Genomic DNA, 23468 nt, shown 5'->3' with positions numbered 1-23468 from the left:
CCCCCCATTTCTTAACTGTTGTTTATTCATTGCCCTAGATAAGTCTTGTAAAAATAAAAAAACTCTTTTCCATTTGGAAGAGAGTTTCGCTAATGTAAGACCTGCAAAACTCTTATCTCCCAGAATGTTCTTCATTCTGCCGGATTTAGCACCACTCCATTAGGAAGGTTGCTGTGACGTCAACGGGCCTATCCCTCGGTCACTCTTGATAAGAATTGAAATCGTCTATTCAGTTATACTTTATCACTTTAACGCATGTATCTACTTTTGTAAATAATATTCTGAACTTTCCATCAAAAAATTATTCCTTCAATCCATTATAAGGATCGGGATCATAATGAAGTAACAGTTGGGTTAAATGCTCGACATGATATTTCTCATCCCGGCTAATAACCTGAAAGACTTGCTTCACATCAGCATAAGGAATCTTAGAAGCATAGTCATCATAAAGAATGGCTGCTTCGAGCTCACCTTTAATATCATTTCTAACAAGATTCAAGATCATCTGATCATTATAATCGGGTGTATAAGGCTGAATTGGTCCATCGCCTTTCATGGGGTGATTCTGATAATAGAGATACGCTTCATATTGCATCGGGTCATATTTCCGCAAAAGCGTTAGAAACATGCCGTAGTGCTTTTTCTCATCTAACATGATCATTCTCCAGACCCTATTCACCTTTTCCATTTTTGAGTTCGCAATATGAGAAGCATACTCATTGATGGCCGTTAATTCTGCAACCATCGCTTCTCTGATCTTGCTCGTCACAAAGCCTGACTTCCCCTGCGGCTGCCCTCCTGGAACGGTATAACTCATACCTCTCCCCCTTTATACACAGATTCATAATTTAGTGTATGAAGAGCATCATAGAACATGCTTAAAAGACAAAACGGCTATAGAGGAATTGTAGGCATAAAAAAACAGGAAACCCTAATCGGTTTCCTGTTTAATCTTTCCGTACTAATTTCACAACTGATTCTACGTGGTACGTTTGTGGGAACATGTCGACTGGCTGAATGCCATCCACCTGATACCCGTTCTTCACCAAGTATTTCAGATCACGAGCTTGTGTTTCTGGGTTACACGATACATACACGACGCGTTTGGGCTTTAGCTTCACGACACTTGATAAGAACGCTTCGTCACTACCGCTTCGTGGCGGGTCCATGATGACAACATCGGCTTTCTCACCTTTTGAAGCCATGTTTACCATAAATTCACCAGCGTCGCCCTGATAGAACCTGGCATTCTTCACACCATTACGCTTCGAGTTACGAATCGCGTCACGGACAGCGTCTTTGTTCAGTTCAACGCCAATAACGTTTCCAGCTTTCTGACTGGCAATAAGACCGATTGTACCAATTCCGCAATAGGCATCAATCACGGTTTCATTCCCTTTAAGTTCAGCCATTTCAATGGCTTTTCCATACAATTTCTCCGTCTGAACCGGATTAATTTGATAGAACGACTTCGCCGAGATCTCAAACTCCATTCCACCAAGCGTATCTGTAATCGTCCCTTTACCAAACAGAACCTTCTCCTGATCACCAAGAACCATAGACGTTTTCTTATTGTTCACGTTCATCAGAAGGGTTGTGATTTCAGGGTGAGCTTTACGTAAAGCTTTCACGAAATTGTTCTTCCCTTTAAACTCAGACGACGCAGTAACGAGTACGACCATAATCTCTCCGCTGACCTTACCGACCTTAATGAGCACGTGACGCAGAAACCCTTGTCCAGTGTCTTCATTGTAAGGCTGCATTTTTGAATTCTTGAGATAGTCTTTAATCGTGTTCACAATCTCATCAGCTTTCGGATCATGAATGAGACAACGGTCCATCGGAATGATCTCATGGCTGTTCTGGGCATACAGTCCGCCAATGACCTGACGATTTTGATTCAGACCAAATGTTGTATGGCTCTTGTTTCGATAATCATACGGGTGGTCCATCGTCAGAATCGGTTGGGGCTTGCCAAATGGCTTCATTAGCTTATCAATCGTTCTCTGCTTGAAACGGTCTTGTGCGTTATTGGTCATATGCTGAAGCTGACAGCCTCCGCACTGATAGTAATACGGACAAGGTGGCTCCACCCGTTCTTTTGCCGGGGTAACGACCCGCTTCACTTCCGCATTTACATAGGGGCCCTGTTTCGAAACAAGGACTTCAGCCTTCTCTCCAGGTAAGAGATGCGGGACTTCAAGCTCTTTCCCTTCCCACTGAGCAATCCCTTTCCCCTCAGCAGTCAGGCCAGAACAGGTGACTTCAGCTGTTACAGCTTTCCCGCCGCCACGCTTACGCTTATCAGGCGCATTGCGCTTTCCTTTTGACTTGCTGTCTCCACGACTTCCTTGTGAATGTTTACCGTACGGCTTCTCAGATCTATTGGGTTTGTTTCTAGGTTTATTCCCAGACTTCTTGTATCCGTTATTCTTTCGTTTATTCATAGGCACTTCCCAACTTTTCTTCTTCTTTGACACTCCATTATATACTACAGGGAGCAAACAGTAAAACGAGTGAGAACTCCAGTCCCCTTGGATATAACCTCCATTCCGAGCCACTGTTTCCTCTTGATCTACCAATTTTCATTCCACAAAATGTAAGTTTATGGTACGGTTGGAGTTGTGTTCCTTAAATTGGTTTGAAACCTTTTATTTACCACAACCGTAAAGGAAGACAGGAAAATAAAAAGGGGCTGATTGTTTGTCATCTAAACCACTTATAGTTAAAAATCTATCAAAGTCGTTTAAGAAAAAAACGATTATTGATGACCTTTCCTTCGAACTCGATAAAGGGAAAATCTATGGATTCCTTGGGCCAAATGGAGCCGGGAAGACAACAACGATTCGTATGCTTGTCAGTCTTCTCCACGCTGACAAAGGAGAAATTATCGTAAACGGAGCGAACATGAAGACAGAGCGAAACAAAGCTCTTTCAAACATCGGGGCTGTCGTTGAAAATCCTGAAATGTACAATCTCATGTCAGGACTCGAGAACATGCAGCACTTCAGCCGTATGCACACGCCTAAGATTTCACGAGAACGAATCAACGAGCTTGTAAGTTTCGTAGAGTTGGAAAAGGCCATTACGGATAAAGTAAAGACGTATTCTTTAGGTATGAAGCAAAGGCTCGGCATTGCACAGGCACTTCTTCACAAACCGTCTATCCTTATCCTTGATGAGCCGACCAATGGGCTCGATCCAAAAGGAATTCGGGAATTGCGTAGCTACCTCAGAACCTTAGCAGACGAAGAAGGAGTTACAGTACTGGTGTCCACTCACCTCTTATCAGAAGCAGAGATGATGTGCGATGAAGTATTGATTATCCAGGATGGAAAATTTGTAAAACAGTTCTCCATGACTGATTCCTCTAAGTCGGAACAGCAGAAAGTGAAAGCTTTATTCCGTGCTACTTCTAACGCGGACCTTATCCCTATACTCGAGGAATACGGGAGAGTCGAAGAAGATAAAAAGTACATAACGCTCTCAGGAATTGAGCAAGATCAGATTCCAACCATTATTAAAGCAGCTACAGACCGTGGGATCTTGTTATATGAAGTCATCCTGAAAGATACCCTTGAAGATCAATTCCTAGAACTAACAGGAGGTGAAGACGCATGAGTTCTTTAATTTATAATGAGCTGTTAAAGACCTGGTATCGAAACCGAGTGAAATGGTTCCTGATCATTGTAATTGGCTTGTACCTCATTCTATCCATTTCTCTTCGCATCTTCTTGGATGAAAATGCATTACCGACAGCCGGGACATTCCTTACGCTTTCCCAGTCTTTCATTAACGGATTGTTTCTGCTGTTTTATGGCGTCATTATAACCACCTCTTCCATTACAAGTGAATTTCATAAAGGGACGATCAAGCAACTGGCTATTCGACCCATTTCACGCCTTTCACTTCTAGGGTCCAAACTTATAAGTGGGTTCCTGGCTACATTACTTCTAATGGTCGTCTTTAACATTGTGATCTTCCTTGTCTCAGTGTTAATGTTTGATGCATCACAAGCATCTGAGAATCTTTTCATGACAGCTGTATTAAGTTGTCTCTATCAAATTCCTGTCTACGTGTTTTACCTTTGCCTTTCTGTTCTGGTTGGAACCTTGTTTAAGAGCACTGTCGTGGCGGTTGTCTTATTCTTTGTCATCGATACAGCAGGTAGCATGGTGACAGGCATTCTCGAATTACTAAACTGGAACACAAGTTACTTTATTTACCCAAACCTTACGCTCCAGGTATATAGCGATAATACGCTTATCAATAACCCTGGGGAAATGGTGATGGGGGCTGGAGAAGGTTTACTGTTTTCGCTGACGATCATCTTTGTATACTCTCTCGTATTAGCCGTCATTGGTTTCTACAGATTCCAAAAGCAAGACATCCTATAATCTAGATCGGAGGCCATTCAATTGGATCATCCTACACGAGAAGAATTCGAGAAATTAAAAAGAGAAGTCGAAGACCTAAAAAAACCCAATCGCAATACAACGACCGAAGTGGCTAGCATTATCGCCGGCGCAGCCGTTGCGATTACGGCTATTATCGGGATATTTTGGTAACTGTATCTTTTTTCTAAAAGAGAATAGCGAATAATGAAAGCAAGCACCCTTAGATAAGATATCTTAGGGTGCTTTTGCATAGTCTTTTATTTGAAAAAAGATCCTTACTCAAGCTTTATTAGTCCTTCTTTCCAATATGGCGAAACATAACGGGAGCAAATATCGAAAAGAAGAAAAGACCTAACGCAAGCCACCAAACAATGGACGTAAAGACGTCTTCCGGGATCATAAACGTGTATCCCAAATAGAGGAAGAACAACACAGCTTGAAGCACCTTTAATGTTTGGGCAGCGGCTTCGTTTTTCTGTGAGACAAGCCTCTCATCCGTCTCGGATACCATCAAACTAGGATTCTTCTTTATTTTCGTCAGTTTCATGTAAGAAGCGAGGGCTGCACTCAAAGGAATAAGCGATAACGCCAGAAGAGCACTCTGATTAACTAAGTTATAATCATAAACGTTTACAACACCCCAGGTTCCAAGAAGGGCTATGCTAACAAGGATCAAAATAAGGATCGCCCACTTTGTTTCTTTTACTACCTTTTCCATATTCATCATTCCTCCCAGAATAAATCATTTAACGTTCTATTTAAGGCTTTGCATATGGCACAACACAATTTAAGACTAGGATTATAGTTTCCGGCTTCGATTAAATGAATGGTTTGCCTCGTGACTCCGACAATCTCGGCTAATTGCTCTTGAGATAATTCAGACTCCACCCGGGCGATCTTCATCTGTTTGTTTCTCAATGCATCCACCTCCTCTATATTCATATTCAGCACCTTACAAAATGTTGCATATAGTTTACATTTTGTAAGGTGAAGAGAGACACCAGCACCCGTTTTCTCCCCATGAAAAAAAGCCTTCTACACGTGTAGAAGGCTTAAAAACGGTCCTTTGTTAGACCCCTTTATACGCTTGACGATAAACTTCTGCTAGCTCTGTTACGAGCGGCAATTTAGGATTTGCCGTTGTGCATTGGTCTTCAAACGCACGGTCGGCTAATCGATCTACCTTGGCTTCAAACTCTTTTGCATCTACCCCATTCTCAGCTATGCTCATTGGGATATTCAATTCCTTAGCCAAGTTCACAATGGCTTGCACTAAACTCTCAACGCCTTCCTCGGTCGTACGAGCTGGTAAACCGAGCATACGAGCGATTTCAGCATAGCGGACATCAGCTTTAAAGTGTTCATATTTAGGGAAGGCCGTAAACTTCGTCGGTTTCAGTGCATTGAAACGGATGACGTGTGGCATCAAAATGGCGTTTGACCGCCCGTGTGCAATATGGAACTCAGCGCCTAGTTTATGAGCCAAACTATGGTTAATCCCTAAGAATGCATTGGCAAAAGCCATTCCAGCGATCGTTGATGCATTATGCATCTTCTCACGAGCTTCTTCATCCTTATCTCCATTCCGGTACGCTCTTGGCAGATACTCAAACACAAGCTGGATTGCTTTCATCGCAAGTCCGTCTGTATAATCGTTTGCCATATTCGATACGTACGCTTCAATCGCATGAGTCAGGACGTCCATGCCTGTATCGGCAGTGACGACTTTTGGTACGGTCATCACAAACTGCGGATCAATAATGGCAACGTCGGGTGTGAGCTCATAATCAGCTAACGGGTATTTCACATTCTCTTCTTTATCGGTAATAACCGAGAAGGATGTGACCTCTGAACCTGTTCCTGATGTGGTAGGAATCGCTACAAATTGGGCTTGTAATCCAAGTTCAGGGTATTTGAATACACGTTTTCGAATGTCTAAGAATTTCTGCTTTAACCCGTTGAAATCTGTGTCTGGTTGTTCGTAGAAGAGCCACATTCCCTTGGCGGCATCCATCGCGGATCCTCCACCTAATGCGATAATCACGTCTGGCTGGAATTGCTTCATCATTTCCGCCCCACGCATCACTGTGTCACTAGATGGATCCGTTTCAACATCAGAGAAGATTTCACAGTGCACATAATCTGGACGTTTCCGTAAGTAGTGCAAGATTTTATCTACATATCCCAGTTTCACCATACCTTCGTCTGTCACGATAAAGGCTCTTGAGATCTTCGGCATCTTCGCTAAATATTGAATAGAGTTCTTCTCGAAGTAAATTTTAGGAGGAATCTTAAACCATTGCATGTTATTGGTTCGTTTCGCCATTTTCTTGACATTAATTAAGTGAACAGCACCAACATTCGTTGAAACAGAGTTCCCTCCGTAGGTTCCGCATCCGAGTGTCAATGAAGGCATGTAAGCATTATAAATATCGCCAATAGCCCCTTGTGAGGATGGAGCATTTACAATAAGCCGGCCCGCTTTCATCCTTAATCCGAAAGCATCGATGACCCCTTGATCTTCTGAGTGAATGACAGCGGAGTGACCTAACCCACCAAACTCTAGCATTTCTTCAGCTCTTTTGAACCCTTCCTCTGTTGAATGAACTCGGTAACAGGCTAGAACCGGGCTAAGCTTTTCGCGGGATAGTGGGTGTTTAGGGCCTACTCCTTTTAATTCTGCTACTAACATCTTTGTATCTTCAGGAACCGTGATCCCTGCCATTTGGGCAATCTCAAAGGCTGGCTTCCCTACAATATCTGCATTAACGGCACAGGAATGCTCATTTATAACCAGCTTCTCGACTTTGGCTCGTTCGGAAGGATTTAAGAAATAGCATTTGTTATCGATCATTTCCTGTTTAACGTCCTCATAGATTTCTTGATCAATAATGACTGCTTGCTCAGATGCACAAATCATTCCATTATCAAACGTTTTGGAAAGGATCAGGTCATTCACGGATCGTTTTAGATTCGCGGTCTTCTCAATATAACAAGGAACGTTACCAGGCCCCACTCCAAGGGCTGGTTTCCCTGAGCTATAGGCTGACTTCACCATTCCAGCACCACCTGTAGCCAGAATTAAAGAGATCCCATCATGATTCATCAGTTGCTGCGTCGCTTCTAAAGAAGGAGCCTCGATCCATTGGATACAGTGTTCCGGTGCCCCAGCACGAACGGCTGCATCTCTTAACACTCTGGCTGCTTCTGTACTACATCTCTGAGCAGAAGGATGGAAAGCAAAGATAATCGGATTTCCTGTTTTAATCGACGTAATCGCTTTAAACATAGTCGTTGAAGTTGGATTCGTAACAGGTGTCACACCAGCAATCACACCAACCGGCTCTGCGATTTCTACCATGCCCTCTTCCCTTACATCGTTGATGACGCCGACAGTTTTATCGTATTTAATGTTGTGATAAATGTATTCCGTTGAAAACAAGTTTTTAATAATTTTATCTTCATAAACCCCGCGTTTTGTTTCTTCTACTGCTAATTTCGCAAGGGGCATGTGTTGATCCAATCCAGCAAGAGCCATTTCCTTCACTATGAAATCAATTTGCTCCTGGCTCAGTTCCTTCATTCCCACTAAAGCCTTTTTCCCATTTGCCACCAGTACGTCCACCATTTTTGAAGCCTTTTCGAGTTTTAACTGCTTTTCCTCAACAGCCATTTTTAAACCCCCCATAATATTGTGAATTATTTCACATGATTATTTATAAAAAGCACTTCTTATCCCTTAAGCACAAACTGGGTTACGCGGAATTTTAACAAAGGAAATATCTTTATACATCCGTGCGTTCTGTTTAATCATCACAACATGATTGGTCGTCCAGATATATGATGGGATTTCTTCTCCATCCTCTAACATCATTGCTTTAAACTCATCGCCTAAACTTTGTTCAAACAATTCAAGTGTGTAGGTTTCAGTGTCCGTGGTGAAGTCTTGCCATTTGCAGAGGATCATGGTTATCACTCCTTGTTTTCTTTGGTTGGTTATATCATATCACCAGAGAGTGCTTACGGTTTGTGAAACATTTCACAAATTTGTGAACAATCGAATCTTTGGAGTATAGGGCCGTTACGTTTGTATGAGCTGGGGGCGTCTGAGGAGGCTCACTAGCTCCCCACAGGAAAGCGAGTAGTTTCCAGGCACGCCTTACATCCCATAAAAGCTAACGGAAACATTCTCTAAACTAAGAGTTTCCGAAATAATGAAAATAACAGTTACACATCCAAGCCCTCTTGCGTAATCTGTACCATCACAGTTAGCAAAATTAAAATTTTGTTATATAAAAGGAGCGAATAATTATGAAACATTCAGATCAAAAAGGGACGGTTTCTTGTCCTCAGTGTGGTACAGAGGCGAAGGCGCAGGTTTATACGTACATGATGGAATGCGATCGTTGTCTTTCTAAGAAAGATGAGTAGCTTCTGTTTTATAGCAACAACAAAAGGTTTTGAATCCTTTAAAAAGGTGGCGTTTGTGTGGAAAAGATAACAAACAACTGGGTGGTGGAGGGAGAGCTTTCTCCTTCCTTTGCTGAGATATTGACACCGGAGGCTTTAGCTTTCTTAGAACAACTTCATCATCGTTTTAACTCTAGAAGATTAGAGCTATTAGCAAAGCGGAGAGAAATCCAGAGCCAATTAAACACGGGAGTGAAACCTTCCTTCCCGAAAGACTCTGCCTCTGTTCGAGAGACGGAGTGGCGCGTTGCTCCTCTCCCCCGTGATTTGCAGGATCGGCGGGTTGAAATAACAGGGCCTGTTGATCGAAAAATGGTCATCAATGGACTGAACTCAGGGGCTAAGGTGTTTATGGCGGATTTCGAAGATGCCAATTCCCCTACCTGGGGCAATACGATTCAAGGGCAGATCAATCTTAGAGATGCTATCAGGGGAACGATTTCTTTCCAGAATGACAAGGGCAAAGTGTATACATTAAAGAAAGACACCGCTACTCTAATGGTTCGCCCGAGAGGCTGGCACCTTGAGGAGAAGCATATGAACTTAAACGGCGAGACCGCTTCTGCGAGCTTAGTTGATTTTGGACTTTATTTCTTTCATAACGCGCAGCAGCTCATCGAGAAAGGCTCAGGGCCTTACTTTTACCTGCCGAAGCTTGAGAACCATTTAGAGGCAAGGCTGTGGAATGATGTCTTCCTATTTTCTCAAAAAACCTTAAACATTCCGGCCGGAACCATTAAGGCGACGGTTTTACTAGAGACGATCCTGGCCGCATTTGAAATGGATGAAATCCTGTATGAACTGAAAGACCATTCGGCTGGTTTAAATTGCGGGCGTTGGGATTACATCTTCAGCTATCTGAAGAAATTCCGTCATGATCCACATGTCATTCTCCCTGACCGCTCTGAAGTAACGATGACTAGTCCTTTTATGAGAGCCTATTCTCTTCTCACGATTCAAACTTGCCATCGGAGAGGAGCGCCAGCGATTGGAGGAATGGCCGCTCAGATTCCTGTAAAGAACGATGAACAGCGAAACAAAGACGCATTTCTAAAAGTCCAATCCGATAAACAAAGAGAAGTAACGGACGGCCATGACGGTACATGGGTCGCTCACCCTGCCATGGTCGAAACGGCAATGGACGTCTTTAACGAGCACATGTGTACACCGAACCAGATCAGTCGATTACGAACGGATTTCAAGATTACAGAAGCGAATTTACTTGAGATACCAGAAGGATCTATAACTGAAAGTGGCGTCAGGATGAATATCAATGTTGGAATTCAATACTTGGCCTCCTGGCTCGACGGCAGAGGCGCAGCCCCGATCCATAACCTGATGGAAGACGCTGCAACGGCTGAGATTTCCCGTGCTCAAATCTGGCAGTGGATTCGTCATCCTAAGGGAATCTTGGATGATGGCAGGAAGGTCACTCTTGAATTAGTGACGCAATGGAAGAAGGAAGAAATGATCGCGATCGAACAAGAAGTTGGCCTTGAGGCCTTTCAGGAGGGATCTTTTGAAGAGGCTGAAGCTTTATTCGATACGTTGGTTCAAGATGACGATTTCGCTGAGTTTTTAACGCTCGAAGCCTATAAGCATTTATCTTAAGGGGGATGGTAGAAGATGACGAAAGAACGTATAGAGAAACTATTGAAAGCATGGAACGATGAGAGCCGATATGGACATGTGACGCGTCCTTATGATGCAGAGGATGTGATTAAGTTAAGAGGCTCGATTGATATCGAGTACACGCTTGCTGATCAAGGGGCGAGAAAACTTTGGCGCCTCCTTCATGAAGAAACATATGTGCATGCCCTTGGCGCGCTAACGGGTAACCAGGCAATGCAGCAAGTAAAAGCTGGGCTGAAAGCTATCTATTTAAGCGGTTGGCAAGTAGCCGCTGATGCAAATCTATCAGGTCATATGTACCCGGATCAAAGCCTGTACCCAGCCAACAGCGTCCCTCAAGTGGTGAAACGTATTAACCAGGCGCTTCAGCGGGCCGATCAGATTCATCATATGGAAGGACATAACGAAATCGATTGGTTTGCTCCGATTGTGGCGGATGCAGAAGCAGGTTTCGGTGGGCAGCTCAACGTGTTTGAACTGATGAAAAGCATGATTGAAGCCGGTGCTTCAGCTGTCCACTTCGAAGATCAGCTCTCATCAGAGAAGAAATGCGGCCATCTTGGCGGGAAAGTATTGCTCCCTACTCAAACCGCTGTCAGGAATTTAATTTCAGCACGCTTCGCAGCTGATGTCATGGGCGTTCCGACGATCATTATCGCCCGTACAGATGCCAATGCGGCTGACTTAATCACAAGCGACATCGATCCAGAAGATGCTCCTTTCCTTACCGGTGAACGAACAGCTGAAGGGTTTTACAAAACACGGGCAGGCCTCGATCAGGCCATTGCGCGCGGGCTTTCTTATGCCCCTTATGCTGATTTGGTCTGGTGCGAAACCTCTGAGCCAAATCTTGATGAAGCGAAACAGTTCGCAGAAGCCATTCATGAGAAGTACCCAGGCAAATTACTCGCCTACAACTGCTCCCCTTCTTTCAACTGGAAGAAGAAATTGAGCGATGAAACGATCGCTCAGTTCCAACAAGAGCTTAGCAAGATGGGCTACAAGTTCCAATTCGTCACACTAGCTGGGTTCCACGCCCTCAATCACAGCATGTTCGAGCTATCGAGACAGTACAAAGAAAGAGGCATGGAAGCTTATTCCGAATTACAGCAGGCTGAATTTGCGAGTGAGCAAGACGGCTATTCCGCAACGCGCCACCAGCGTGAGGTTGGAACAGGGTACTTTGATGAAGTGGCACAAGTGATCTCTGGCGGGACGTCTTCGACCGTGGCTTTGAAGGGGTCTACGGAGGAAGAGCAGTTCCTAGATGAAAACATTCACTCGAAATAAAGATGTATACTAAAAGCCTTCCTCACTTCGGAAGGCTTTTTAAAGCAGAAATATTAACGCGTGTAAAAGAATCTTTATGAAGCAAAACATATAGGCGCCAGAAATCTCCCCCCTACCTCTAACATGCGCCACTTTGAAAGCTAACGAACACTCAGTAATTCAAGAATTATGATGATTAGAAAGATTAGAAGCTGAGGGATTGTAGCTTTGATCAATTCTGGGTGTTTAATGAGAGAAACGGTGAGAAGGGATACTACATTCAAACAAAGAATGCCTAATGGGATATATGCTGCAACCCCTGATAATACAATTAAATTGTAAAACGTTAAGATCTCTACGATCCCCACTGCAAATAGAAGCATCCCGCCCTGTAAAGACATTACTCTAAACGATCCCATTAATATGTTGCTAGCATGAAGTTTCTTTATTTCATCCACTTGCATTTTTTCACCATAAATGACGTGGACAATACTCATAACAATAAGGAGACTACCTACGATTAGCTTCATCATAACCCTCCAATATAAAGGAGGATAGCTCCCCTCCTTTTTATACGACTTACGATCAATAGCTTTCACCGAGCTATTGCTCTAACCCCGCTACACCAAATCCCCCGGGTCCAGAATGGGTCGAGATCATACCGCCCGCTTGGATCCATCTTATATTGTCGAATCCTTCTTCTTTAGCAACCTCCTCCATCCGCTGCTTGATCTGTTCATCAAGACCTATTGAGTAGATAAAATACAGTTGCTTCCGATCAATATTGAATTCCTTTACGTAATCATGAAAGAGTTTTTCCGTAGCTCCACTCATTTTCCCACGGTACTTCTTTGTAGACATTAGCTTTCCATCCTTCAATTCTATGCATGGCTTTATTTTCAACAACGTTCCAATCAAAGAAGCCATATTGCTGACTCGTCCTCCCGCTTTAAGAAACTCAAGGCTGCCTGGTATGAAAGAAAGCCTTGAGTTAGGAACGATGGCCTTTATTTTTTCAACTAACTGTTCCGGTTTAATGTCAGGTTCTTCTTCTAATACATTAGCGGCGTACAATACAATCGCAGCTAATCCTCCCGTAACGTTCAGAGCATCAATGAGGTAGATGTCTTCAAATTCCTCCGCTGCAATCACAGCATTTTGAAAAGAAGAAGACGCTTTTGATGTATATCCAATATGTACAATGATGCAATCCGGGAATTTCTCTCTTATATTGGTAAAGAACTCTTCGTACTCGTGAGCATTGGTGGAGGTCGTAGAGGGGATCTTCTTCGTGCGTTCATAGTAGTCATAAATATCCCGGACCGGAAGCTCACCGTCTAAATAATCTTCACCATCCATGATGATGTGCATAGGCACTACTTGAACATCATACTTCTCCGCTAAATCCCTTGGTAAGTCAGCACCGCTTTCAGTTGATAAGATGATCCTTCTCATTCTTTGTCCCCCTTGGAGTAAAGTACTGGTTCCCTCTTCCTACTTTATGTATTTATTATACACGAGATAACCTGAGGAAAAAGCCATGAAAATAGGGTCCTCAACAGTGTGTTCACCTATTGAGGACCCTTTTCTTAAGGGAGTAGTCTTCTTCCATTATCCTTGTCTTGATAACTCTGTCACATATTCAAAGAACGCATCACGTTCCACTTCATACACAAGATTCACCTCGCGGCCGTTCTCAGACAACTCCGTTCTTCCCTGGCTGACCCCAGAGTCATGGACGATGCTCTTCACTGTTCTTTTCTTCACAAGCCCTTCATTTCCGACCGTAGTCGTCGTCAACACGTCCCACAAAAAGTAAGTCGAGTTCGTCTGATTATGGACAAGCGGTGGAACCATCGCATAACACTGACCAAGAAAATCAATTCCCAGATCTTCGCGCTCTGATGCCCATTTCTGGCGAACGTCGAGCGTTAACGGAACCATGTTCGTGCTCTCAAGAGCGACCAGGTCGATGACAATAGAGCTGTCCCAGACACGCTTCGCCGCTTCTGGATCCCAAAATGCATTCCATTCCGCTGTTCCGTCGTGCTCCGGTTCTTCAACGTTTCCAACCTCAAGGAATGTTCCGCCCATCCAGATCAGCTTCTCGATCTTATCTTCAATATCCGGCGCTTTATCCAGTGCACGGGCAAGATCCGTAAGCGGTCCGATGAACACGAGCGTCGTCTTGTCCTCCGTTTTACGGAGCGTCTTGATCAAATGCTCGTGAGACGGAACGGAGGCAAGGGGTGCATCGATGCTTCCTTTTTCATTCAACAGCGGCAGCGCGTCCACATAAAACGCATGCATGCGCCAGTCCTTCGGAAACGCGTTAACCCCGCGCGAGTTCGATGCCGCAACTTCAACCGACTTCCCATGTCCGAACCGGTCGATGATCTTACGGCTCGCATAAGCAGCAGGCTCCAAATAACAATCGGCAGGAATAACGCCCACCCCTGTCAGGTTCACATCATCCATCTGTAATAAAAGGAAAAGCGACACAAGATCGTCGACTCCACCATCATGGTTTAAATATACATTCTTCATCATCTAACTCCACCTCTCGTTGTATGCACGATAAAAAAAGACCTCTTTCCCATAAATAAAAAAGGAAAGAGGTCGCACCGCGCGATTCTCTCCTTATAGTCCAGCTTTATTCGGCAGCTGGGTAGAAACGTGTGGGCCATCTTTCCACATATATATAAGGAATGCTGATTTAATTTGCCTTCATTCTAGCATAGGGGGTAAACGGAGGCAACACAATTCGACAATCACAGAATCAGGTTCACTGAACCCGCCAATCTTCATGCAAAAGTGCCCGCCCCCATGCTCCTTGAATGAATACGATTGCAGTTATATTCGAAAAATGAAGTGAGTGATCTAAGAAATAATGATATGACCACCTTTATAGGTAAATGAATGGATACCTTTTTCCGTCAATAGAACCGATAAGTATTGAGCAACCATTTCTGCGATTCCAAGATTTTTGGGATGTAGGATCCAATCAATAGACTTCCATTCCAGAATACCTTCACGAGTTTTTAAGGGGGTTTCGTATGTAAAATGTTCATCCACCTCATACAAGTAAACATAGATCCCATCCAGTTCACCGTTGTGATCTTCCCAGGTTACCGTACCTTTAGAGAAAAACGTTTCTACTTTAATGCCTGTTTCCTCAAAAACCTCACGCAAAGCACCTTGATCAGGTGATTCATTTTCCTCCACCTTACCGCCTACTCCATTCCATACGCCCATAATAGGCGCTTTTTCTCGATTAAGCATCAGGATTCTATCTTTCCTCTTCACAAAGCAAACTGTGTATTTGAACATCGCATAGGCACCTTTCTATTTAAGTTGTCCCTAAATTATAAACCTCGATACTATCATTCTCCAAGAGTCAATCAGTCCCACTAAAATGATGGAAAAAGCCGAAGCGCGGGGACGGTTCTAGCGCTTCCTATTCGTAACGTGATGCAGGAAACGCTCGCATGCGTACACGTTTTTAATCACCTGGGTCAAAAAAAAACAAAAAGAGGACCCTCAACAGGTTGTTCACCTATTGAGACCCCTCTTTTAGGACTCCTATTGTTAAACGTTTAGTAGAAGAACAAGCTCCGATTTCTTTACTTCTCGATCATTTCTTTCAAAACTACTGCGTGATTGTGCTCTTTATCTTTAGCACCGAAGAGTAAAACGACCCTATTATCAGAGGCTATTTCCTTTAGCTCATTCAGCTTATGGCTCGCCTCGGAATTCTCATTAAGTTCTCTTTGATAGGATTCTTTAAAGGATTCAAACTTATCAGGATCATGATCAAACCATTTGCGTAAAGAAGAACTAGGCGCGATCTCTTTGATCCATTCATCCAAATGCGCATCTTCTTTAGATATTCCTCTCGGCCATACTCGATCGATGAGTACCCGATGGCCACCTAAGATTTTGTCCTCTTCATAGATCCTTCTCAATACTACAGACATCCCCATCACCTCTGCTTTAAGTTTTGAGAATAGATTATGATCGTCTACTACCTATTTCCCCTCTCTTAACCTTGAACAAACAGCAGGTCTAGATGAGGAGCGTCTTTAATTTAACGTTCATTAAGTTACTTACCCGGATTTTCACACTCGAAAGAATAGCTCAAATTAAATTTCGATGTATGTACTACAGGACTGCCATTAACCTCATGACACTTTTCATTTGCAGCAGTTATTTCTTTTTTATTGAAATATGATTGAGTTGCGAATAAAGATAGCGCAATTAAGATAGCTAGCCCAACTAATCCAATTATTAAATTTTTCTTTAAAGATAAAGCACAAATACAGGTATCCTCCTTTCTAATAACAATCCAAAGAGCTAATGGGATGTGCTCGTCACCATGACCCTAGCATATCTTGAGAACATCAATTCATATAACGATACTCCAAAAGACTTTTTAAAATCGAAATTTCCTGCTGTAACTCTTCCCCAACATTTGTTTCGAGTACCTTTTTTCGTTCTAGTTCTTTATCGACTAACCGTCTTACAGACAATACATCTGTCCCATTTTCCAAGACAGCTTCTTTGGAGGTAAATTGTTTATGAGCCACAATCTGCATACCGTATGAATTAAAGAGTAACGTGTACCCGGCGATTCCTGTCGTGGACTGATAAGCCTTGGAGAACCCACCATCAATGACAATCATTTTCCCATCTGCCTTCACAGGGTTCTCCCCTTCGATTTCCTTAACAGGAGTATGACCATTAATGATGTGTCCCTGATCAGGGTCTAAACCGAAGTCTGTTAAGATGTCACGGCAAACCTCTTGCTTCTCACGTAAATAATAGTAAGGATTCTTAATCTCCTTATGCGTTTGTTTATCCTTAATAAAATACCTTTCAAAGGTGGTCATTTCTTTCTTCCCGAAGAGGGATGAATACTTCCCGGCCCACAGATACCAGATAATATCGGTTGCCAGATCGTCTGTTTCTTCAACATGGGCGAACGCATACCTGACATACCACTCAAAGACATCTAATAACTCTCGGCCCGCATAGGTTTGATCCCCTATTGTCATTTCGGCCATATTGCCTTCCTCATCTAACGGAATGCAGCCATGTATGAGTAAATTCCCATTATACTTCAAATACAGACTGCCTTTCTTCATGAGGAAATTCATATGCCTAGCTAACTTCTCTGAATGCTGGACAGAGAATAGAAGCTTATCAATCACTTCGATCTCTTCCTCTAATAAGGCTGTAGGCTGTTTTGGATCGACCGTTGCAAAACACGTATTCTCGAGAGGATACGTCTCCCCACGGAGCGTAATTTCATCAGCATCATAATCAACCTTCTCAAGCAAAAGCCTGTCTTCCATATGAAAATCAGGTCGTCTCTTAATAATCGGGCTTTCTAGTTTAAATTGAATGATCGCAATGGCTTGATGAATCTTTGCAATTTGGATTTGTTCAAAATCAGACATTTCTTCGTCTTGTTGTAGTTTAGGTCTAAACGCCGGATTATCCTCGTAATATTTCTCTGCCAGATTCACAAGGGGTCTAAGATTGATGCCGTACGCATCCTCAATAATATCCAGGTTAGCATAACGTGCACAAATACGAATAATATTGGCAAGGCAAACCTTTGACCCGGCGAAAGCACCAATCCACAGTACATCGTGGTTCCCCCACTGAATATCAACGGAATGATTATCGATAAGGGTATCCATAATTTTATCCGGCTCAGGACCACGATCATAAATATCCCCTACGACATGCAGGTGGTCCACAACGAGTCTTTGGACCGTATACGCAAGGCCGACGATCAACTTCTCCGCTTGTCCAAGAGAAATAATCTGTTGAACCATCTTCGTATAGTATTGTTCCTTATTGAAATGATCCCCCGTTTTATACAATAGCTCTTCAATAATAAAGGCAAATTGTTTCGGCAATGCATTATGTAATTTCGTACGAGTGTACTTCGAGGAAACGTAAGGGAGCAGTCGAATCATATAGTCAATGATTTCGGTGTACCATTGATTCAACTCTTGTGCATTGTTCATCCGAACCTTGATTAACTTCACTTTATCTTCCGGATAATACACCAATGAGGCAAATTCATTCAGTTCTTGATCCGATAATTCATCCCCGAACATATCCATGATCTTTTCTTTTACCTTTCCAGCACCATTCCGCAGCACATGCTGAAAGGCGTGGTATTCCCCGTGCAAGTCACTAACAAAATGCTCGGTACCCTTTGGCAGGTGTAAAATCGCTTCCCGGTTCGTAATCGCCGTTACGATTTCTTCCTCACTATCATATCGTTGAGCTAATAAATCTAATAGTTTCGAATCCAAATTACCCAATCCCCCTTCATTCTTCTTCGAGTACTGGTCGTTCAGCACAAATTCTGTTATGTGATTCTATTATAAATGACATCCTTCTCCTAGAATAGATTCAATAGTTGTATATTCAACCGCTTGAAGTGCGCGAACAATTCTATCACGCTCTATTTATCAGAGAACCACCTCTGCATAGTGAATATGCAGGAGAAGGGGTACACATAAAAATTTGGTATCTATAATTAAAACCCAACACAAAAAAGAAGCTCCTCAATAATTTATTAACTACTGAGAAGCCCCTACTGTTATTCAAATTGTTGAGTTTTGTTTATGACACAGTTTTGCAGAGGCACAGATTCAGCTTACCGCCAATATGAACAAGTAAACACTAACCAAACCTGCTGTACCTACTATTAAACTGAAGCGCAGAGAAGAATGGCGCACAGACTCTTTAAATAGTTCCTGGGTTGCTACCATAAAAATAACCGAAATCGTGGCGCTTATAATAAAAGATAATAAATATGGATAGCCAATGCCGATTAACTTCCCAAGAAGAGAACCTACTAATATAGGGAGCGTAACCATAACTGTACCTATCATCCAAGTTAATATTCCAAACCCAGATAGAAATAAGGGAGTAAAAATTATTATGCCTTCAGGAATATTGTGTAGTAGCAGAGTCAACAACATAGCTCCGGCTAACTCTGGCTTAATATTTGACCCCAGTACAAATCCCATCGGAAAGTTATGAATAGATATGCTAACGGTTAAAAGGATTCCTGTATGAACTAGAATATCTTTCTGAGGGCTACTAGTAATAATTGTAATCCTGTCTAAGGACCGGTGAATGTATTGAAAAATAGCTATGCCAATTGTGGCGCCTAACAGAAATACCCACCATCCACCTAACCCAATGCTTTCAGGAATCATTTCAAACAACAGCAGACCCAGTATGATTCCTGCGGATAGTGCATAAATAAAGTTAATTCTCAGCCCTTTTAAAATCCAAGCAATAGCGCCTCCTATCCCTATGCCGATTCCAGAAGCGATAGCCCCTAACATCCAAGAAGATCCCATTATCATCTCTCCATTACTAGTTTAACTTCTATACCCATTCCCCATATTACTGACTTATGTTTGACGTTGCTCCTTCATGCTTGTAACATGTACATATGATTAAGTGTGCATATATTGAAATGAAAAAATAGTTCCCAAAGGAGGCATAAAACATGGGACATGACCATGGACACGACCATTCACATGGAGCAAACAAAAAAGCTTTATTGATCAGTTTTATCATTACAACCGTTTATATGATCATCGAGGCAATAGGAGGTTTCTTAACCAATAGTTTAGCCTTGCTATCTGACGCAGGACATATGTTGAGTGATTCTGTATCCCTCGGTGTCGGAGTATTAGCCTTTATTATGGGAGAAAAAGCAGCCAATTACAGTAAAACCTATGGGTACAAACGATTTGAAATTCTTGCTGCTTTATTTAATGGGGTTACCCTGGTGTTGATTTCTCTTTACATTTTCTATGAAGCGTATAAACGTTTTATTGAACCTCCTGAGGTAGCATCTATTGGGATGTTAATCATAGGTATCATTGGTTTGATCGTAAATATCGTTGTTGCGTGGATGTTAATGCGAGGAGATACCGAACATAATTTAAATTTGAGAGCTGCATTTCTGCATGTGCTCGGTGACCTGTTAGGATCAATTGGAGCTATTGTTGCTTCCCTTCTTATCATGTTCTTTAATTGGGGATGGGCGGATCCATTAGCCAGCGTGATTGTGGCGGTATTAGTTCTCATTAGTGGCTGGCGGGTAGCCAAAGAGTCTGTCCATGTCCTTATGGAAGGAACACCTAAAGATATAGATTTTGAGGAGATTGCAGAAACCATTCAAAGCACGGGTGAAATCAAAGATATTCATGACTTGCATGTTTGGAGCATTACCAGTGATCAAAATGCACTTTCCTGCCACGCTGTCGTTATCCAAAACCTTACAATTGAAGAGTGTCAAAGTTTATTAAAACGAATAGAAGATGATCTTCGTGAAAAGGGAATCGGTCACATCACTATACAACTAGAATCAAGTGACCATCCTCATGACAATTCAATTCTCTGTAATGATAATAAGAATGATCATCACGATCATTCCCATTAAAAGTCCCCCCTCAGACACAAGTTCTGGGGGGATACTTTTATATCAAAACTTGTTTTAATTCACCTCTCCCCTTAATACGTTAGAAGAAGAACGTCATGTACGTTAGGAGAGATACGAATGCTTGAAAAGTTTGTAGATGAACTCCCAATAATGAACGCGATTCACCCTATTTGTTCTTATAACCAAGCCCCCTATTATGAAGTAACGATGAAGGAAACCTATCAAAAGCTACACCGCGACCTTCCTCCAACAAAGGTTTGGGGATATAACGGCCAATATCCAGGCCCTACCTTCCATGTAGAAAGAAATCAAACGGTTCATGTATTATGGAAAAATGAACTGCCCGAGAAACATTTTCTCCCTATTGATACCACTGTTCACGGAGCAGGAAAAGATGTACCCGAGGTCCGCACAGTCGTCCATCTTCACGGAGGGATCACACCGGACACAAGTGACGGTTATCCTGAAGCCTGGTTTACGAATGGCTTTCAAGAAGTCGGCCCCTTTTTCACAAACCAATTGTACACGTATCCCAATCGTCAACAAGGCACCTCTTTGTGGTATCACGATCATGCCGTCGGGATTACCCGCCTCAATATATACGCCGGTCTAGCGGGAATGTACATCATTCATGATCCAGCAGAAGCTTGTCTAAATCTGCCAAAAGCCCCTTATGATCTACCCTTACTCATTCAAGACCGTTCTTTTAACTCTGATGGCAGCCTTTACTACCCACCTCAACCTAAGCCACCTGTTCCTGATGTGGATCCTTCCGTCGTACCAGAGTTTTTAGGGGATACCATTTTGGTGAACGGGAAAGTGTGGCCTTTTATGAATGTCGAACCTAGACGGTACCGGTTCCGCATTCTAAATGGATCGAATGCTCGAATCTATCGATTGTCCCTCTCAAACGAACTACCCTTTATTCAAATAGGTACGGATCAAGGATTGTTAGAGCAGCCCATTCTCGTTCCTGAACTCCTTCTCGCCCCCGCTGAGCGGGCAGATGTGATCATTGATTTTTCCGGGAGTTTTCAACAATCTATCGTGATCGAGAATAATCCCAAGCCTCCTTTCCCTCCTGTAGACCCTAATCCAGAAGGGCCCGTGATGGAATTCCGAGTAATCAAACCTCTTACATGCCCGGACACAAGTTCAATCCCAGCTCAATTATCCGTTATCCCGAAGCTACTAACCTACCAGAGAAATCGGAACTTACTTCTCAATATGAGACCTGACCCTTATGGACGTGAGATCCACTTGTTAGATAATCGGGTGTGGGCAGATCCGATTTCAGAGATACCTTCTTTAGGCAGCACAGAATTATGGACACTCATCAATGTTTCCAACGCCACCCACCCCATCCATTTGCATCTCGTACAATTTCAAATCGTCGATCGCCAGCCATTCGATGCTGACATCTATAATAAAGAAGGAAGAATAGTCACTACCGGCCCACGCACCCTCCCTGATTTAAACGAGCGAGGATGGAAAGACACCGTACGCGCCAACCCACATGAGATCACAAGGATCATTATGACATTTGGTCCCTACTCCGGCCTTTTTGTATGGCACTGCCATATTCTTGAGCATGAAGATTATGAAATGATGCGTCCTTATTATATTGTAAGGCATTGAGAAAGAGCAGGGACGGTTCTAGTGCTTTCTATTTACAAAAGCGACTCTACCTTATAACTAAAAAATCAACATAAGTCTACTAGTAAAGAAAAAGAGAGTTCTTAATAGTTTGTCCAACTATTGAGAACTCTCTTTTATGACTCATATTGTTAGAATTTTAAAGGAAGCACAGGAACCGTAACTATGCTTCCCAGGACGAAAAGAGCTTTCATGTTATCCCGCATATGTTTTTCTTGCGTCTTTCTTCGTCAACGTGAAGAAGAACGTAGCACCGATCGATGCCGTCGTAAATAGAATAGCTCCCATTGGGACAGCCGTCGTCTCATCAAGACCGACCAGTGGCGAAACAACCGCGCCAAACAATAGGGGCAGCATGCCGAGCACAGCACTGGCACTCCCTGCTCTGTGGCCTTGATGCTCCATCGCTAAAGTGAACGTACTGGTCAACACCATCCCCATCGCTGTCATATAGATGAAGATCGGCACGACGATGGAATACAGTGGTCCTTCGAGAAGCGTCATCACTAATAGAACCCCCGTCGCACTAACCGCAATCAGTACAGCACTTCTCAGCAAGCTTCTCTCGTGAAAAATGCCGCCAAGACGGCCGACTAGAAAACTACCCGTAATGATCGCAAGGCCGTTCACTCCGAACAAGAAACTGAACGCCTGAGGAGATACGTCATAGATTCCCTGATAAACAAATGGCGTTCCAGAAACGTAAGCGAAACTCCCGCCGTGGACAAACCCGATCGTTAAGGCGTATCCGATGAAAGATCGGTCCTTCAACAGACGGCCAATGGTCCGAACCGATTCCTTCACGGAGCTCGGGATCCTGTTTTCTACCGGAAGCGTCTCAGGTAATTTGCCTGCTACGGTGAACACGATGGCGAACCCTACGATACTTAGGAAGAGGAAGATCGTCTCCCATGTGGCGAACGGTAACAGCAAAATCGCCCCACCTGTGATCGGCGCAATCATCGGAGCCGTCGCATTGATCACCATCAGTAAGGCGAAGAACTTCGTCAATTCCCTTCCTATAAATACGTCTCGCACGACCGCCTTGGAAAGGACGACACCAGCAGAAGCCGTAAACCCTTGGATAAATCGAGCGATGACGAGTACATAGATATTCGGCGCAAGCGCACAAGCAAAGGACGCCACCGCGAAGAGGGATAGGAAGATGATTAACGGTTTCTTTCTCCCTTGCGAATCACTGATGGGTCCAACGACAATCTGACCGACAGCTAGTCCGATCAGACAGGTCGTTAAGCTGAGCTGCACGAGTGACGCACTCGTTTCTAAATCGGATGCAATCCCCGGAAAGCTGGGGAGATACATATCGATGTTGAGTGGTCCTAGTATTCCAAGCATTCCTAGTAAAAACGCTAACCCTATTCTTTCTTTCCCTGTTGGATTATGTAAAATGATGAACACCTTCTTCTTCTGGTTGTTGAACTATGATTTTAACCTTCATTCATACTGGAAGTCTACCCCTGGGCTATTGTAGAAGCGCGGGGGCGGGTTCACTGGCACTTCTAATCATGTGTCAAGGGGCCCGTCCCCGTGGTACT

Annotated in this window: 21 protein-coding genes and 2 riboswitches; of the genes, 7 read left to right on the top strand and 14 right to left on the bottom strand. The window is 43.2% G+C overall.

Annotation, left to right across the window (positions count from 1 at the left end; all coding sequences use genetic code 11):
• Positions 1 to 109: 109 nt before the first annotated feature.
• Positions 110 to 215, bottom strand: a riboswitch (SAM riboswitch).
• An 86-nt stretch (positions 216 to 301) separates the two neighbouring features.
• Positions 302 to 817 carry a ferritin family protein gene (locus tag QNI29_RS01790; RefSeq protein WP_231419769.1) on the bottom strand — a complete coding sequence of 172 codons (516 nt, stop codon included), beginning with the start codon at positions 815 to 817 and terminating at the stop codon, positions 302 to 304.
• Between the two features lie 130 nt (positions 818 to 947).
• Complete coding sequence (rlmD, locus tag QNI29_RS01785) at positions 948 to 2447, bottom strand: 23S rRNA (uracil(1939)-C(5))-methyltransferase RlmD (RefSeq protein ID WP_231419768.1); 1500 nt, start codon at positions 2445 to 2447, stop codon at positions 948 to 950.
• A 256-nt stretch (positions 2448 to 2703) separates the two neighbouring features.
• Between rlmD and QNI29_RS01780 the strand changes: the two genes are divergently transcribed.
• Genes QNI29_RS01780 through QNI29_RS01770 form a run of 3 tightly spaced genes read left to right on the top strand, consistent with a single transcriptional unit; the run spans position 2704 to position 4568 of the window.
• Positions 2704 to 3621, top strand: coding sequence for an ABC transporter ATP-binding protein (locus QNI29_RS01780; RefSeq protein WP_231419767.1), 918 nt, complete (start codon positions 2704 to 2706; stop codon positions 3619 to 3621).
• Positions 3618 to 4397, top strand: a complete 780-nt coding sequence (locus QNI29_RS01775; RefSeq protein WP_231419766.1) for a DUF2705 family protein — start codon at positions 3618 to 3620, stop codon at positions 4395 to 4397. The genes QNI29_RS01780 and QNI29_RS01775 overlap by 4 nt, the downstream gene beginning before the upstream one ends.
• Before the next feature lie 21 nt (positions 4398 to 4418).
• Positions 4419 to 4568: a hypothetical protein gene (locus tag QNI29_RS01770; protein WP_231419765.1), complete on the top strand. Its 150-nt coding sequence runs from the start codon at positions 4419 to 4421 to the stop codon at positions 4566 to 4568.
• A 118-nt stretch (positions 4569 to 4686) separates the two neighbouring features.
• Here the strand turns inward: QNI29_RS01770 and QNI29_RS01765 are convergent, their stop codons facing one another.
• From QNI29_RS01765 to QNI29_RS01750, 4 genes are all read right to left on the bottom strand, one after another.
• Positions 4687 to 5115, bottom strand: coding sequence for a hypothetical protein (locus tag QNI29_RS01765; RefSeq protein WP_231419764.1), 429 nt, complete (start codon positions 5113 to 5115; stop codon positions 4687 to 4689).
• A 5-nt stretch (positions 5116 to 5120) separates the two neighbouring features.
• The gene (locus QNI29_RS01760; RefSeq protein ID WP_231419763.1) at positions 5121 to 5315 is read right to left on the bottom strand and encodes a helix-turn-helix transcriptional regulator; all 195 of its coding nucleotides are present in this window, start codon (positions 5313 to 5315) and stop codon (positions 5121 to 5123) included.
• 151 nt (positions 5316 to 5466) lie between these two features.
• Positions 5467 to 8070 carry a bifunctional acetaldehyde-CoA/alcohol dehydrogenase gene (adhE, locus tag QNI29_RS01755; RefSeq protein ID WP_231419762.1) on the bottom strand — a complete coding sequence of 868 codons (2604 nt, stop codon included), beginning with the start codon at positions 8068 to 8070 and terminating at the stop codon, positions 5467 to 5469.
• Between the two features lie 66 nt (positions 8071 to 8136).
• On the bottom strand, positions 8137 to 8364 hold the full coding sequence (locus QNI29_RS01750) for a hypothetical protein (RefSeq protein ID WP_231419761.1): 228 nt from the start codon (positions 8362 to 8364) through the stop codon (positions 8137 to 8139).
• 521 nt (positions 8365 to 8885) lie between these two features.
• On the opposite strand from QNI29_RS01750, the gene aceB reads away from it, so the two are divergent.
• Positions 8886 to 10478, top strand: a complete 1593-nt coding sequence (aceB, locus tag QNI29_RS01745; RefSeq protein WP_231419760.1) for a malate synthase A — start codon at positions 8886 to 8888, stop codon at positions 10476 to 10478.
• A 15-nt stretch (positions 10479 to 10493) separates the two neighbouring features.
• Positions 10494 to 11789: an isocitrate lyase gene (aceA, locus tag QNI29_RS01740; RefSeq protein ID WP_231419759.1), complete on the top strand. Its 1296-nt coding sequence runs from the start codon at positions 10494 to 10496 to the stop codon at positions 11787 to 11789.
• 140 nt (positions 11790 to 11929) lie between these two features.
• On the opposite strand, the gene QNI29_RS01735 is transcribed toward aceA, so the two are convergent.
• The 7 genes from QNI29_RS01735 to QNI29_RS01705 all read right to left on the bottom strand — a co-directional run bounded on the left by QNI29_RS01735 (position 11930) and on the right by QNI29_RS01705 (position 19162).
• Positions 11930 to 12301 (bottom strand): hypothetical protein, encoded by a 372-nt coding sequence (locus tag QNI29_RS01735; protein ID WP_231419758.1) that lies wholly within the window; start codon positions 12299 to 12301, stop codon positions 11930 to 11932.
• Between the two features lie 70 nt (positions 12302 to 12371).
• Positions 12372 to 13223 (bottom strand): DegV family protein, encoded by an 852-nt coding sequence (locus QNI29_RS01730; RefSeq protein ID WP_231419757.1) that lies wholly within the window; start codon positions 13221 to 13223, stop codon positions 12372 to 12374.
• 156 nt (positions 13224 to 13379) lie between these two features.
• On the bottom strand, positions 13380 to 14318 hold the full coding sequence (locus QNI29_RS01725; protein ID WP_231419756.1) for a nucleoside hydrolase: 939 nt from the start codon (positions 14316 to 14318) through the stop codon (positions 13380 to 13382).
• A 73-nt stretch (positions 14319 to 14391) separates the two neighbouring features.
• Positions 14392 to 14493: riboswitch (purine riboswitch) on the bottom strand.
• A 155-nt stretch (positions 14494 to 14648) separates the two neighbouring features.
• Positions 14649 to 15098 carry an NUDIX hydrolase gene (locus QNI29_RS01720; RefSeq protein ID WP_255688875.1) on the bottom strand — a complete coding sequence of 150 codons (450 nt, stop codon included), beginning with the start codon at positions 15096 to 15098 and terminating at the stop codon, positions 14649 to 14651.
• Between the two features lie 293 nt (positions 15099 to 15391).
• Positions 15392 to 15745: a DUF488 domain-containing protein gene (locus tag QNI29_RS01715; protein ID WP_231419754.1), complete on the bottom strand. Its 354-nt coding sequence runs from the start codon at positions 15743 to 15745 to the stop codon at positions 15392 to 15394.
• Positions 15746 to 16168: 423 nt separating this feature from the next.
• Complete coding sequence (locus QNI29_RS01710; protein WP_231419753.1) at positions 16169 to 18100, bottom strand: fructose-1,6-bisphosphatase; 1932 nt, start codon at positions 18098 to 18100, stop codon at positions 16169 to 16171.
• 342 nt (positions 18101 to 18442) lie between these two features.
• Positions 18443 to 19162 carry a ZIP family metal transporter gene (locus QNI29_RS01705; RefSeq protein WP_231419752.1) on the bottom strand — a complete coding sequence of 240 codons (720 nt, stop codon included), beginning with the start codon at positions 19160 to 19162 and terminating at the stop codon, positions 18443 to 18445.
• Positions 19163 to 19314: 152 nt separating this feature from the next.
• On the opposite strand from QNI29_RS01705, the gene QNI29_RS01700 reads away from it, so the two are divergent.
• Together QNI29_RS01700 and QNI29_RS01695 are read left to right on the top strand one after the other, a co-directional pair.
• On the top strand, positions 19315 to 20256 hold the full coding sequence (locus QNI29_RS01700; protein WP_231419751.1) for a cation diffusion facilitator family transporter: 942 nt from the start codon (positions 19315 to 19317) through the stop codon (positions 20254 to 20256).
• 117 nt (positions 20257 to 20373) lie between these two features.
• On the top strand, positions 20374 to 21894 hold the full coding sequence (locus tag QNI29_RS01695; protein WP_231419750.1) for a multicopper oxidase family protein: 1521 nt from the start codon (positions 20374 to 20376) through the stop codon (positions 21892 to 21894).
• Positions 21895 to 22107: 213 nt separating this feature from the next.
• On the opposite strand, the gene QNI29_RS01690 is transcribed toward QNI29_RS01695, so the two are convergent.
• Positions 22108 to 23322, bottom strand: a complete 1215-nt coding sequence (locus QNI29_RS01690; RefSeq protein ID WP_231419794.1) for a Bcr/CflA family efflux MFS transporter — start codon at positions 23320 to 23322, stop codon at positions 22108 to 22110.
• Between the last annotated feature and the right edge of the window lie 146 nt (positions 23323 to 23468).

Source organism: Pontibacillus chungwhensis (assembly GCF_030166655.1).
In the GTDB taxonomy this organism is placed as follows: Bacteria; Bacillota; Bacilli; order Bacillales; family BH030062; genus Pontibacillus.
The sequence above is the reverse complement of the archived record's forward strand: the minus strand, read 5'-3'. Positions and strand labels throughout refer to the sequence as shown.